The following is a 14607-nucleotide window of genomic DNA, read 5'->3' as shown; positions in this document are numbered from 1 at the left end:
GTCCTCCTTAATCTTTTTTACAACAAGATTCAAATATCTCCTTCTGCTCTTTGATTTTTTGGTCAATCTTGGAACAGTCTTTGTGCTCAATTTTTCTCTGGCACCGTTCCATTTCAAGAGCAACTAATTTTTTCTTGATTTTAAGCATTTTTTTGCTCATATGCGCTTGGTCTAACACACCTACTGCTCGTTCGTGGTGGGTTGATTCAACAAAATTCTGGCGCATGGCATCCAGCTTTTCACGTAGGTATTGTTTATCCATGTCTATATCTCTCTAATTTTTCAATCATCACTAAAAATGGCGGGTTGTTGACTTGGTTTAAAGTTCTGTAAATGGCAGCTGTGTACTCTTGTTGGTTCAACTGACTAACAAAATCCAAGACAGCATCCCTCTCGAGGTCGCCTCCTTCATGACCATAATAGATCATAATGGCAATCCGCCCACCTTTGACAAGTATATGACACAGCTTTTCTAATGCTTCAATCGTTGTCTGAGGTCTGGTGATGACAGACTTATCAGCTGACGGCAGATAGCCAAGATTAAAAATCCCTGCCTTGGCTTCTGTTACAAACTGGTCCAGTGTCTCATGACCTTGCAAGGTTAACTGGGCATTTGTCAGGCCAGCTTGGTTCAAACGCTCTTGCGTCTTTTCCAAGGCTTGCTCCTGAATATCAAAGGCATAGACTTGCTTAGCTAGCTTGGCTAAAAAAAGCGTGTCATGACCATTTCCCATAGTCGCATCCACTACGATATCCTCTTTTGTCACTACCTCAGCCAAAAAATCATGTGCCATCTCAAGTGGTCTTTTCATTTTCAAACTCCTGTTTTGCAGCCTTGCATCCTTGAACGCTTCCACGACGTCGCATCTCCATCTCAATACTGTTGAGGACTTCCCATTTATTGAGGCTCCACATAGGACCAATCAGCATATCCCTAGGTGCATCTCCTGTGATTCGATGGATGACGATATGCTTGGGAATGATTTCCAGTTGGTCACAGATGACCTTAACATATTCGTCCTGGCTCATCAACTGCAAACGTCCTTCGTGATAATCTCGTTGCATACGTGTATTGGTCATTAGGTGAAGTAAATGCAGTTTAATTCCTTGAATATCATTATCGGTGACACAGCGGCGGACATTTTCAATCATCATATCATGGGTTTCACCAGGCAAGCCATTGATAAGATGGGAAACAATCTCAATCTTGGGATACTTTCTCAAACGCTTGACCGTTTCCACGTATAATTCATAAGAGTGGGCGCGGTTAATCAGGTCAGAGGTTGCTTCATAAGTGGTCTGCAAGCCCAATTCTACCGTCACATGCATGCGTTCCGATAACTCAGCCAAATATTCAATGGTTTCATCTGGTAAACAGTCTGGCCGCGTTCCAATATTGATTCCTACTACACCTGGCTCATTGATAGCCTGCTCATAGCGCTCTCGGATGACTTCCACCTTTTCATGGGTGTTGGTAAAATTTTGAAAATAAACCAGATACTTCTGAACATCAGGCCACTTACGGTGCATAAAGTCAATTTCCTTATAAAATTGCTCACGGATAGGCGCGTCCGGTGCTACGATAGCATCTCCAGAACCTGAAACCGTACAAAAAGTACAGCCTCCATGAGCCACAGTTCCATCACGATTGGGACAGTCAAATCCCGCATCAATAGGGACTTTAAAGGTCTTTTCTCCAAAGAGTTTTCGATAATAATCATTCAAGGTGTTATAAGATTTCATAACTTTCATTATAACAAAAAACAACCACAATCTCAAAAGCCTGACTTTCCTATAAATTCCTCTGTTTCTCATTTCCATTAGCGATTTTTTATGATACAATATGGATATGATTTTAATGAAATTAGCATCTATTTTATTATTGATACTGACCTTAGTAGTCTGCATTATCATAACCAAACTTTTTAGATTAAAAAAACTAGGACGAAACTTTGCGGATTTGGCTTTTCCAGTCTTGGTATTTGAGTATTACTTGATTACAGCTAAAACCTTTACCCATAATTTCCTCCCTAGACTAGGCCTAGCCCTCTCACTCCTAGCCATTATTCTCGTTTTTTTCTTCCTTTTGAAAAAACGTAGCTTTTACTATCCTAAATTCATCAAATTTTTCTGGCGTGCAGGATTCTTATTAACCCTTGTCATGTATATCGAGATGATTGTTGAATTGTTCTTAATGAAATAATCGAATCCCTAAACATTTTCTAGGGATTTTTGCTTTCTCTACAAAATAGGATAGACAATAACACTATACAATTTTATACAAAGAAAATCCCTTAGAAACTTATATTCCAAGGGATTTATCTTCTATCTAAGACAAGAGCTTCTCGCTAGTCTTTAATGATAAAGAAGGTATCAAAATTTCTAATCTTCTTTTTTAACTTTAGTGGCTACTAATCCTGCACTCAAACCGAGAAGAGCTAAGCCTGTTGCTACTGCTGCTTGACTTGCCGCACTTCCTGTATTTGGTAACTGCGCTTTGTTAATTTGACTAGATTCACTTGAAGCGATTGGTTTTTTAGCTTCTTGAGCTACTGGTTTGGTTGTTTCGCCAGCTGTACCGACTTCTACGATGCGATCTTGAGCCATAACTTTATCATAGCTATCCTTTTCAGTTCGCTTACCATTTTCAACCTCAATCAAGTGAACACGGACTCCTTGTCTTCCTTCTTGGAGGACTCGAGTTTGACCTACTGGAAGTTTATCGTTCTTTTGTTCCTGAACTTTGAAATCGATTGTTTCTTCTTCAATTACAAGTTCTGGTCTGTTAAGCACAAGATTCTTAACTTCGTCTTCTGGAAGAGAGGTGCCTGGTTGCGTTCCAACTTCTAGGATACGATCTTGAGCAACAACTTTATCATAAGTTTCTTTAAGTTGGCGTTTTCCGTTTTCCACTTCGATCAAGCGAACACGGACTCCTTGTTTTCCTTCTTGAAGAACACGGGTTTCACCTAGATACAACTTATCAGACTTACGTTCCTGAACCTTGAAATCGATTGTTTCTTCTTCTAAGATAAGCTCTGGGCGATTCAGAACAAGATTTTTCACTTCGTCTTCTGGAAGAGAGGTGCCTGGTTTGGTTCCAACTTCCACGATACGATCTTCTGCAGCGACTTTATCGTAAGTTTCTTTAAGCTGACGTTTTCCATTTTCCACTTCAATCAAGTGAACACGGACGCCTTGTTTTCCTTCTTGGAGGACACGGGTTTCACCTAGATACAACTTATCAGACTTACGCTCCTGAACCTTGAAGTCAATGGTTTCTTCTTCGATTACAAGTTCTGGGCGATTCAGAACAAGATTTTTCACTTCGTCTTCTGGAAGGGCGGTGCCTGGTTTCGTTCCAACCAAGACGATGCGGTCTGTCGGTGCCTCTACCACTTCATGGAGTTTTTCTGCCTTACTTCCATCAGAATTAATTGCTGTAAAGATACGTTCCTTACCAACTTTTCCTTCTTGTTCTACACGAGTCTCACCTAGATAAAGTGTTGAATCTTTTTTCTCAACTGTCTTGTAGGCCAAATCGTTTTCAACAAATTCAAGTTTTGGAAGTTCCTCCTGTACAGCAGCAACTGTCTTCTCAGAAACTGGTTTTTCCTTAGTCAACTGGATACGGTATTCCTTAACTTGTTTTCCACTTTCTGAAACGAGGCGAACAAGTACTGGAAGGCTGTCTTCTCCACTATCTACAACTGTTGAAGCTACTTGATTGGTTTCTTCAACTGAGACTTTTGGACGTTGACCTTTATAGGTAATTTGATAATCTTGACGATTTTCAGCGAAATCAGCAAGTTCTTTTCCATCTACAAGAATCTTCGATTGAGTACTTTCTTGAGGCAATTCGCTTGGTGCAAGGAAGGTCATCTCAATCATCGCAACACCGCTCTTATCTGCTTTACGCTCCATACGCCATCTCATGGCTTTAGCTTTGACAGCTTTAAATGTTACGTTGATTTCATCACCAGCTGCAATGTCTTTATCCACACGATAAGGAACAGCTTCCCAATTTTCTGGATTGTTAAATGGATGGCCTGATTCGTATGCTTGGTAGTTTGAATAGTAGGTCGGCACTTCAAAGTCTGGGCCAATATAACGTTCCAAAACAAGTTTAGATGGTGCATCTGTACCACTATCTGCAAAGAAGTGAAGTTTGGCTTGCGCAACAGTCCGCTCTACAATCTTACCATTTTCACGGAAGATGACGCCTGCTGATACTTCTGGATTGGTAGACGGTCTTGCAGACCAGTTTGTCCAACGACGATTTTCAGAGTGATCTCTATCATTGATATAGTCTACACGGTCATGAGAACTGTCGTCAATATCATTAGTTGCTGAAGCAAAGGCCTGGTTACTGTTTTCATCATAGTTAGGGTTATCTGAAAGAGCCTCACCAAGTTTATCTGTCACTCGTACAGTGAACTCTGCAGTAAGATTGCTACCAAGGACACGACCTCGAACAGTAAATTGACCTGCTTTTGTCAGATTTTCTGCTGGAACTTCTTCCCATTCAACTGTCAGGTCTTTTGTTTCGTAACCGTCTTTACCTGTGAAGTAAACAGGAACCTTAGTTGGCAATTCAAGTGCTTGACCTAGTTGCAACAAGCGAGCTTGTTTAACCGCAGCAACTGGTTTACGAGAAAGCAAGTCTTTATCCTTAGTGAAGTGCAGACGGTATTCTCCTAATATGTCGCCATTTTCAGCTTTCGCGATGACACGAACTGGCTCACCTTCACGAACGCTTGGAACGACGGTAGCGAGACCATTGTTGCTGACACTTGCTGTTACTGCGGGAACTTTTCCATCTACAGACTCAAGGTAGTAGTCTGTCAAATCAGGGTTGAAGTTTGCTAAGTCTTTGCCGTCAACTTGGATTCTTGTTTGTCCTTGTTTGGCTGCCGCAACTTGTTTCGCAAAGATTTGTACTTCTGTAATAGACGTTCCAAGTTTGTTGTCTGCTCTCACCATACGAATACGGACAGCATAGGTTTCAACTTTATCAAAGCTAAAGTGGTTCATTTCTCCAGCCTTGAGTTGTTCTGGAGCTTTGAGATTGCTTACCTCTTTCCAGTTTGCAGGATCGTTAAATACATGGTCTTCATTGGCTACAAAGCTAGGGTTTTTAGGAGCTGTTGGAACAGTCTTACCAACATAATACTCTATCACATAAGACTTCGGTGCACCAACTCCATGGTCTTCGTGGAATCCGACACTTAGATTATCAACGGAGCGTTTGCTCAAGATACCGGAATCTCCAAACAGAACACCGACTGAAGCTTCTGGATTACTACGATTCCAGTTTGTCCAACGATTGGCTGGTCGGTCATTAAAGGAAATCAATTTATCGTTGACATTTGAAACAGGGTCGGTTGGATTTGAATCTGAAGCAAAGGCAAGTGGCAATTCTGAACCGGTCCATTGGTCAGAAATGTTTGCACCTTGCTCAGTTTGAGCAGATACGCGAACATGAAGTTTAGTTGTTAATTGAGTACCTTCTAAGCGACCATTAACTGTAAAGACACCTTCCTTAGCGTATTGCTCTGGACGAATCGCATCCCATGCAACTTTAGCTGATGAAACGTGACCATTTGAATCATATGTACGAACGCTTTCTGGTAATTGTGGTGCTTCTGCGATTGGAGTTGTCACACTGACTTCTTCAACTGAAACGATGCCTTCTACAGATACTTTAGCACGCGCTTCCAGGTCAGTTCCTTCAACTTTACCTAACACTTCAAAGCTTTGATAGTGGTCTAGTTTTTCTTTCGGAATAGCTTGCCAAGTGACTTTGTGAGCTTTAGGGAAACCTTTGTCATACTCAACCGTTACTGTTGACGGAAGAGTAGGTTCTTGGTGTAAATCTGTCACTACATTTACAGGACGGATGGATTGCGCAATCTTCTTCTCAGTATTTGCTTGTATAGTGAGATTGATTTGACCTGTAGCACCCTCATATTCAGCTTTCAGAGTAAGTGCTCCTGGTTTATGCAACTCAAGCATTCCTTTTCGGACTGCAACTTCCCCTTCACCGCTTGTAGAGAAGCTCACCTTATCAGCTGGTAATACAGCTTGCGTTCCATCTTGATAGTGAGCTCGAACCGACAAGTTGACTGTTTGGTCTTCTTTGAGACCGTCAGCTTGCTCAACTTGTAAGCTCAAGTGGTCAATTTTCGGTGCTTCTTCAAGGAATTGAATTGCATAGGTTTGAAGAGGGCCACCATCTTTAGACTGAACAAAGATGCTTGCACGCATGCCGTTTGCTGCGCTTGCTTGAAGAACTGTAACATCAGCATTTTCAGCACTTGCTGTGACTTCTGGCAATTGGGCACCATAAGCAAGAGTGCGGTATTGCATCGGTTGTTGACTAGTAAGCCCTGTTACTGCCTCACCACCAACAGTAACAGTTGGCACTACAGGTGCTACAGCTTTTCCTTCTTCTACCACAAGGGTTGCATGAATAGTTTCTCCAGCTAACTGACCAGTCATTTGAATACGTGATCCAGCTACTGAAAGTTTGGCTTTATCTGCTTCCGCAATCTCCCAGCTATCTACTTCGTACTCTTGTACACTTCCATCGGTTACAAGTATTGACACATATTTATCTACAGTATTCAAGTTTGCTCCTGGAGCAACACGTTTAACTGTTGGTAATTCTTTCGCAATTGCTAGAACATCGACACGAGCCTCTACCTCACGTCCATTTGCTGTACCTTTAGCAGTCACAACTCCTGCTTGACTAACATCGACTTGAGACCAAGTTACTGGAAGTTTTTCACGACTACCATCGCTGTATACAAAACCTACTGTTTTCGGCATTTTTGGTTCTTTACCGATTAATGTACGAACTCTTGCTACTTCTGTACCCAAAACAGTCTTCTCTTGTCCTTCTTTTTTACCAGTAAAGACAGTTACTTGACTAGATTTCAAGAGATCTGAATGGGCTGTCAGTGTGAATTTACCTGCTTGTTCAGTTGATTTGACAATGGCAACACCTTTACCATTAAATGCTTTACGAATCCAAGAACCATCTGCTTGCGCCTTATAGCGTTCACGGCTGGCTTGTTCCCCGTTATCGACACCGACAAGTTGGCCTTGTCCGTGCAATTGGAAGCGAACCAGATTATTGGCAGTTGGTACTACATTCCCTTGGCTGTCAACAATTTCATAGTAGATATATGTCAAGTCTTTTCCATCTGCTGCGATTGCATGATCTTCCTTGATAAGACGAACAGCCGCTGGCTTACCAGCAGTCGTAATCTTGTCACGTGCAATTTCTTTACCAGCTTCATCACGAGCAATTGCTTCCAAGGTACCTGGTTGATAAGCAACTTTCCATTCAAGATAAAGTTCATTAGCATTAACACCTTCTTGGTAAGTGCGTCCATCGCTAGTTTGTTTTTTGTTGAAAGTCTTCAGACCAAGAGATTTTCCATTCAAGAACAATTCTACACTTGCAGCATTAGAATAAGCACGTACAGGGATTTTATTTTCCGCGTCTGCTACATTGTCTATCAACTCTTTGTTTTCCCAGTTCCAGTGAGGAAGAAGGTGAACCATTGGTTTTTTCTTTGCAGAAACCCATTGACTTTGGTAAAGATAAAAGTCGTTTTTTGGAATACCTGCAGTATCTACGATACCAAAATAAGAGCTTTTAACCGGCGTGTTGTTTTGGTTGTGCCATGGAGTTGGTTCACCGATATAGTCCGTACCTGTCCAAATGAATTGACCAGCATAGCCAGCATTGTCACGGTCAAATGTCCATGAAGCAGTTGCCGTTTTACCCCAACCAACACGGTCATTTCCATAATCTGACTGTTCATAGTTACGCCATGACTGATTACTTTGTACCCACTCACGCTCTGGGTGGAAGTAACTTCCTCTTGTACGCGTTGCTGAAGATGTTTCTGATCCATAAATCAACCATTTTGGATGCTTAGCTCTAAGGGCTTTGTAATTATCTTCAGAGTAGTTGAATCCAACAGCATCGAGTTCATCAGCAATTTTTTCATGCCCACCGCTACCATTACCGAAACGGAACTTATCTGCTCCCATGGTAACATAACGAGTCTTATCAACATCCTTGATAACTTTAACTAGACGTTTAACAGTCGCTAGAGAATGGGGATCCCCATTTGCTTCACCGATTTCATTTCCGATTGACCACATAAAAACAGCAGGATTATTTTTGTCTCTCTCTACCATAGTACGTAGATCGTAGTCGGACCATTTTTCACCTTTTTTAGCCTCAGGATGGGTAGCATCTTTTTCAAAGAAACGTCCATAGTCATAAGGTTTCTTTCCGCCATACCAAGTATCAAAGGCCTCTTCTTGAACAAGTAAGCCAAGTTCAGCTGCAATCTGTAAAGTCTGAGGACTTGCTGGGTTGTGAGTCGTACGAATCGAATTCACTCCCATTTCCTTCATCTGTTTCAGTCTACGGTACTCAGCCTTGTAGTTTTCTTCTGCTCCAAGCGCTCCGTGGTCATGGTGCAAGGAAACTCCATGGAATTTAATGCGTTCACCATTCAAAGAGAAGCCCTCATTTGGAGTCCAGTTATAATATCGGTAACCAAACAGATCTTTCTTAGCATCAACTAATTGACCGTCCCGGTAAACACGTGTAACTAATTCGTACAAGGCCGGTTTGTCATTTAAAACTGTCCAGAGTTTTGGTCTTTCAACTTCTAAAATCGCATCAAGACTAGTTACTTCATGTGCTTTCAAGGTACGGCTCTCTGTACGTACTAGACTTGTCACAGCCTGACCACCTCGTTCAACGATTTGATATTCTGCTACAAGTTGATGGTCTTTGTCGTCCGTATTGACAATTTTACTAGTCACATGAGTTTCAACCTTGCCGTGTTGCTGTTGTTCAAGTTTTGGCGTTAAGATGGTTGTCCCATTTTTCTCAACATGCACCTTATCTGTCACTTGTAAAGTCACATCACGGTAAATACCGCTACCTGAATACCAACGGCTACTTGGCTGTTTGTTGACTGCATGAACAGCAATTACATTCTCACGTCCATCTTTGTTCAAATAGTTAGTGATATCATATGAAAATTGATTATAACCATTTGGGTAATGACCTACTAACTGACCATTGACATAAACTTGAGAATCCATGTAGACGCCATCAAAAGTGAGGCGAACATTTTTCTTGAGATCTTTTTCATCTAGTTTGAAAGTCTTGCGATACCAAGCTTCCCCACCGTTAAGCTGTCCACCTTCATTTTGTGCAGGAGATTCATGATCGAAATCATTAAAGATACTCCAGTCATGCGGTAAATCTAATTTTTTCCACGTAGATACATCTGCATCCGGTTTAATGGCTTCTTTAGAATTCGCATTGAGTTTAAAGTGCCAATTTTGGTTAAAATTCACTTTTCTGTCTTCAATCATTTGATTGACTTCTTCATTTGTCACAGCTTTAACATCTTCCTTGAGCGGTTTTTCTTGACTTGAAGCTTGAGATTCTATCTTTGGAGCTTTTTCTTCCGGTTTAGCAGACACTTTTTCCTCTTTTGGAGTTACGGCTTCATCTTCTTTCTTCTCAGATGCAATAGCCTCAGTGGCACTAGGTTGTGTTTGTGCTGTACTTTCAACTACATTTTTAGTTTCCAAAGCTTGATCAACCTTTTCTTCTACTATCGGTTTTTCCTCTTTAGATTTCTCAGCAGTATGAGTAATAGGTGCTTCATCCGCATAAACTACAGATTCTCCAGCTATATTTCCACCTAATAGAACTGCACAAGTCCCAATCATTACTGAGCAAGCTCCCACAGCAAACTTACGAATGCTATAGACTCTTTTACGATTCCAATGGCTTTTTTCCATAAAATCCTCCTTTTAGTAATCGCTTTCATTTTTGTGTAAGCGCATAACTTTTAATAGTCTTTTACCCTTATTTTATTAAATAATATAGGTATTTTCAATACTTTAGCATATAAAATAATATTTTTGATAGTTTTTTCTAAAATTTGTAGAAGAATTAAAAAACTGAATGTAGTTTTAAAAGAAAAAACACTTATTAACCTTTAAATTAAAAGAAGTAAAAAAGTCCCTTTAAAAGGAACTTCTTCTATTTATAATTAAAAGTTTCCCCTGCCAGCTTATCAGCTAGCTTTGGAAAGAGAGTATAAAACTTATGGGCTAGGTTCAACAAAACAGGAAGATTAAGTTCTCGTTTGTTTTTTCCTATAATCTTGACAATCTTTTTAGCCACTGCATCTGGTTTCAATAGGAAGCGTTCAACCGACTTGAGATAGGTGCCATCTGGGTCGGCTTGGTCGAAAAATCCTGTTCGGATTGGTCCTGGATTGACTGTTGTCACATAGACTCCATATGGCATAAGTTCGAGGCGTAAGGCATTTGAAAAACCAATGGCCGCAAACTTGGTAGCAGAGTAGAGACTAGACTTACCAGTAGCGATCAAACCTGCCATGCTAACAATATTGATGATATGGCCTTTTCGACTTTCCTTCATTCGAGCCGCAAGGCGACGAGACAGATTCATTAGGGCAAAGGTATTGACCTCGAACATCTGGTGAATATCTTGGTCAGAAATCTGGTCAAATTCCTCCAAAATCCCATAACCAGCGTTATTAATCAAGACATCAATCTTGCCATAGCGGAGATAGAGGTCTGCTAGCAGAGTTTCTAAGGCTGAGTCATCGGTAATATCGATTTCAACCAATTCTGCTTGTGGATGGTTTCCATAGAGTTGGGCTAATTTTTCCTTATTTCTACCAAGCAAGATGAGTTGGTCATTTTGCAAGAGTTTAACCATTTCTTGGGCTAGGCCACCGCTAGCTCCGGTAATGAGAATAGTAGGCATACTTATCCTTTCTCAATCTTTTAGATTTCCACTTCTTCCAAGTCTTTGACGACATGGACATTTTCAAAAACACTAGCCGCATCTTTCTTGAGCTTGCTGATATCTTTTGAGAGGAAACGAGCACTGATATGGTTGAGCAAGAGGCGTTTGGCTCCTGCTTCTACCGCTACTTGTGCAGCTTGCATGTTAGTAGAGTGGCCATGGTTACGAGCAATTTTTTCATCACCCTTGCCATAAGTCGATTCATGGACTAGGACATCGGCATTGACAGCCAGACGCACACTAGCATTGGTTTTTCGGGTGTCACCAAGAATGGTAATAATCTTACCTGGACGTGGCGCTGAGATATAGTCTGCTGCCTTGATTTCAGTTCCATCTTCTAAAACAACGTCCTGACCGTTTTTGATTTTTCCAAAAAGTGGGCCAAATGGGACACCAGCTGCCTTGAGTTTTTCAGCATCCAGCGTTCCTTCTAGGTCCTTTTGCATGACACGATAACCAACACAGAAAATAGTGTGGTCCAACTCCTCTGCATACACAATGAATTTATCTGTCTCAAGGATTTTCCCAAGGGAATCTTGGTCAAACTCATGGAAATGAATGCGGTAGGGCAGACGAGAACCTGACACACGAAGACTGGTTAAGACAAATGACTTGATTCCTTGCGGTCCATAGATTTCCAAATCTGTCTGCTCTTCATTGGCCTGAAAGGCTCGACTAGAAAGGAAACCTGGTAAGCCAAAAATGTGGTCTCCATGCAGATGAGTGATAAAAATTTTGCTGACCTTACGTGGTCTAATTGTGGTTTCAAGAATGCGATTTTGCGTTCCTTCCCCACAGTCAAAAAGCCAGACTTCATTTATCTCATCCAAGAGTTTGAGGGCCAGACTTGAAACGTTGCGGGCTTTAGAGGGCTGACCAGCCCCCGTTCCTAAAAATTGAATATCCATTCGATACTTTCTAATTAATCAAAATATAACATGGCTGTGCGGTTTTCCGATCGGAAATAGCGCTTACCAGAAAAAGCTGTAACTTCTTGTAATAACTCCTCTTGGCTGTAACCTTTAAGACGTTTGCGACCATCAGCCAAGCTTTCCAAATCAGTCAAATCTGTTAGATTCTCCACGCTGACAACTTCCTCATCTCCGACAGGCTTCATGTAAATCTTGCCAGACTCTTCAAAGACCAGTTGATGGGGGAAAATTTGCGCAATTTCAAAGAGCAAGTCATCTGAAATAACCTCTTTATTTTCAGAGAAAATTCGACCCAGACCCTCACTCTCATAACAAAAACCAAAGGATTTTCCAGATAGGTTAAGACGAATAAAGGGTTTGCTTTCTTCAGTGAAACTTGGCTCAGTATTGTAAAGATTCAGTTCCTGACTGAGTTCCGCAAAATAATCCGTCGCAGCCTCAGGACTTTTTTTCTGGTAGAGTTCTGCAAAGTAAGCATTGAGCACGCTGGGCGGAGGTGTGATAAGTGCCAACTGCTCCTGCTCTGTCTTTCCAGCTAGAAGCTGATCTAGATAGACCTTGTCTAGACTTGTATAGCCTCCATATTTTAGAGCCAAAGTTTTGATATCAGTCATAAAATTCTTCTAACCTCCATTTGTTTTTCTCAGAAATGTAGCCTGTAATCACTTCGCAGTCCTCCAGATAATCACGTTCTTCCAGAATCGCAACACTTTCTAAATCATGAATCTTGTAGGACTTTGAAAAAGGCACGCGCAGGGTAAAAGATTCAAAAATATCCTTGATTTTCTCTAAAAACAAAGCCTGCAAGTTCTCGCGACTATCCTCAGACTTGGCAGAAATGAGGGCATAAGGAGTTTGGGTCGGCGTAAAATCTTCGACCAAATCCGCTTTATTATAAAGGGTCAGGCGAGGAATGTCCTCCATGTCCAAGTCTTTCATAATGGAAAGGACTGTTTTTTCATGCTCCTCATGGTAAGGATTGCTGGCATCGATAACATGAACCAGAAGGTCCACATGCTTGCTTTCTTCCAAGGTTGACTTGAAACTAGACACCAACTCTGTCGGCAAATCTTGGATAAATCCAACGGTATCTGTCAAAGTTACTTGGAGATTGCCTCCCAGATGGATACTCTTAGTCGTCGCATCTAGAGTTGCAAAAAGCTCGTCTGCTTCATACTGTGTCTTACTGGTCAAAGTGTTCATGATAGTTGACTTCCCAGCATTGGTATAACCAATCAAACCAATCTTAAAGGTGCTTGACTCCAAACGTTTTTCTCTGACTGTCGCCCTATTTTTCTCAACGACTTTAAGCTGACGCTCGATATCTGTGATCTGATTGCGAACGCTACGACGGTTCAGCTCCAACTGGCTTTCACCAGGTCCACGGGAACCAATTCCCCCTGCCTGACGACTGAGCATAATTCCCTGACCAACCAAGCGAGGCAAGAGATATTTGAGCTGAGCTAGGTGAACTTGGAGCTTTCCTTCATGGCTTCGAGCCCGCATGGCAAAGATATCCAAAATCAACTGCATACGGTCAATGACCTTGACACCCAGAACTTCCTCTAGATTGACATTCTGCCGTGGAGTCAAGCGGTTATTGACGATGACAGTGGTAATTTCTTCTGCATCTACCATAAGCGCAATCTCTTCTAACTTACCAGAGCCGACGAAGGTCTTGGAATCATATTTTTCACGTTTTTGTCTGTAGCTATCTACAACGACTGCCCCAGCTGTCTTGGCTAGACTGGCCAATTCTTCCATAGAGAGATCAAAATTGTCCATGCCCTGCAATTCCACACCAATGAGCAGGACCCGCTCCTCTTTTTTCTCCGTTTCAATCATCTAAAAACTCCTCTATCTGGCTTAAAATGCGGTCTTTTACACCAGCTTCTCCAATCTGATAAAAGGTGACCTGCATGCGATTACGGAACCAGGTCAACTGACGCTTGGCAAAACGGCGGGTCGCCTGTTTGAGACTCTCACTGGCTTCCTCCAAGGTCTGCTCTCCACGGAAATACGGAAAGAGTTCCTTATAGCCAATTCCTTTAGCAGCCTGCACATCTGGATAGTGGTCAAACAACCGCTTGGCCTCATCCAAAAGCCCAGCCTCAAACATCAAGTCCACGCGGTGATTGATACGTTCATATAATTGACTGCGTTCATCATCCAAGCAGATAATCAGTGGTTCATACAAGGTCTCTTGATTTTCCAAATCCTGACCAAAATGGGCAATTTCCAAGGCACGCATAGCACGACGACGATTAAACTGGGGAATTTCAAGACCTGCTTGCTCTACCAGATGGGCTAACTCCTCATCTGTATAGGGCTCCAAGCTAGCTCGATAGGTCAAAATCTCTTCATGGGGAGTCTCTCCACCAAGATGATATCCTTCTAGTAGACTCTGTATGTAAAGTCCTGTTCCACCAGCGATAATGGCAAGCTCGCCACGGCTGTCAATATCCTCAATAGCCAGCTTAGCTTCTGAAACAAAATCAAAAGCCGAGTAAGACTCGGTTACCTCTCTAACATCAATCAAATGATGGGGAACAGCCGCTTGCTCCTCTGGGCTAGCCTTGGCCGTCCCAATATCAAGTCCTCGATAGACTTGCTGGCTATCTCCACTAACCACTTCGCCATTAAAACGCTTGGCTACTTCAATAGCAAGAGCTGTCTTTCCAACTGCAGTCGGTCCAACAATCACAATTATTTTTGTTTTCATCTTTTTTCCTTGAAAAATTCCCATTTTTTCGTTACTATTATTATAACACAAAAAGGTCA

Annotated in this window: 10 protein-coding genes; 1 reads left to right on the top strand and 9 read right to left on the bottom strand. The window is 41.7% G+C overall.

What is annotated here, in order from left to right:
* Positions 1-7: 7 nt before the first annotated feature.
* Genes D8849_RS05605 through mnmL form a run of 3 tightly spaced genes read right to left on the bottom strand, consistent with a single transcriptional unit; the run spans position 8 to position 1752 of the window.
* On the bottom strand, positions 8-262 hold the full coding sequence (locus D8849_RS05605; protein ID WP_000361085.1) for a hypothetical protein: 255 nt from the start codon (positions 260-262) through the stop codon (positions 8-10).
* Positions 255-812 (bottom strand): tRNA 5-(aminomethyl)-2-thiouridylate-methyltransferase MnmM, encoded by a 558-nt coding sequence (gene mnmM, locus D8849_RS05600; RefSeq protein WP_185756216.1) that lies wholly within the window; start codon positions 810-812, stop codon positions 255-257. Before mnmM ends, D8849_RS05605 begins: the two co-directional genes overlap by 8 nt.
* On the bottom strand, positions 796-1752 hold the full coding sequence (gene mnmL, locus D8849_RS05595; RefSeq protein ID WP_125386459.1) for a tRNA modification radical SAM protein MnmL/YtqA: 957 nt from the start codon (positions 1750-1752) through the stop codon (positions 796-798). Before mnmL ends, mnmM begins: the two co-directional genes overlap by 17 nt.
* Positions 1753-1843: 91 nt before the next feature.
* Between mnmL and D8849_RS05590 the strand changes: the two genes are divergently transcribed.
* Complete coding sequence (locus D8849_RS05590) at positions 1844-2203, top strand: DUF3397 family protein (RefSeq protein WP_004269933.1); 360 nt, start codon at positions 1844-1846, stop codon at positions 2201-2203.
* Between the two features lie 179 nt (positions 2204-2382).
* On the opposite strand, the gene D8849_RS05585 is transcribed toward D8849_RS05590, so the two are convergent.
* The 6 genes from D8849_RS05585 to miaA all read right to left on the bottom strand — a co-directional run bounded on the left by D8849_RS05585 (position 2383) and on the right by miaA (position 14548).
* On the bottom strand, positions 2383-9852 hold the full coding sequence (locus D8849_RS05585; RefSeq protein WP_125386458.1) for a glycoside hydrolase family 2 protein: 7470 nt from the start codon (positions 9850-9852) through the stop codon (positions 2383-2385).
* A 244-nt stretch (positions 9853-10096) separates the two neighbouring features.
* Positions 10097-10852: an SDR family NAD(P)-dependent oxidoreductase gene (locus D8849_RS05580; protein ID WP_125386457.1), complete on the bottom strand. Its 756-nt coding sequence runs from the start codon at positions 10850-10852 to the stop codon at positions 10097-10099.
* 20 nt (positions 10853-10872) lie between these two features.
* Entirely contained in the window at positions 10873-11802 is a 930-nt protein-coding gene (rnz, locus tag D8849_RS05575; protein ID WP_125386456.1) for a ribonuclease Z, read from the bottom strand.
* Positions 11803-11816: 14 nt separating this feature from the next.
* Positions 11817-12440: a cystathionine beta-lyase gene (locus D8849_RS05570; RefSeq protein ID WP_125386455.1), complete on the bottom strand. Its 624-nt coding sequence runs from the start codon at positions 12438-12440 to the stop codon at positions 11817-11819.
* Positions 12433-13671: a GTPase HflX gene (gene hflX, locus D8849_RS05565; protein ID WP_125386454.1), complete on the bottom strand. Its 1239-nt coding sequence runs from the start codon at positions 13669-13671 to the stop codon at positions 12433-12435. The genes D8849_RS05570 and hflX overlap by 8 nt, the downstream gene beginning before the upstream one ends.
* On the bottom strand, positions 13664-14548 hold the full coding sequence (miaA, locus tag D8849_RS05560) for a tRNA (adenosine(37)-N6)-dimethylallyltransferase MiaA (protein ID WP_125386453.1): 885 nt from the start codon (positions 14546-14548) through the stop codon (positions 13664-13666). The genes hflX and miaA overlap by 8 nt, the downstream gene beginning before the upstream one ends.
* Positions 14549-14607: the final 59 nt, after the last annotated feature.

It is taken from the genome of Streptococcus mitis (assembly GCF_003942765.1).
GTDB classification, from domain to species: Bacteria; Bacillota; Bacilli; order Lactobacillales; family Streptococcaceae; genus Streptococcus; species Streptococcus mitis_BE.
Note: the sequence above shows the minus strand (reverse complement) of the source record. Positions and strands in the feature narration are given on the sequence as shown.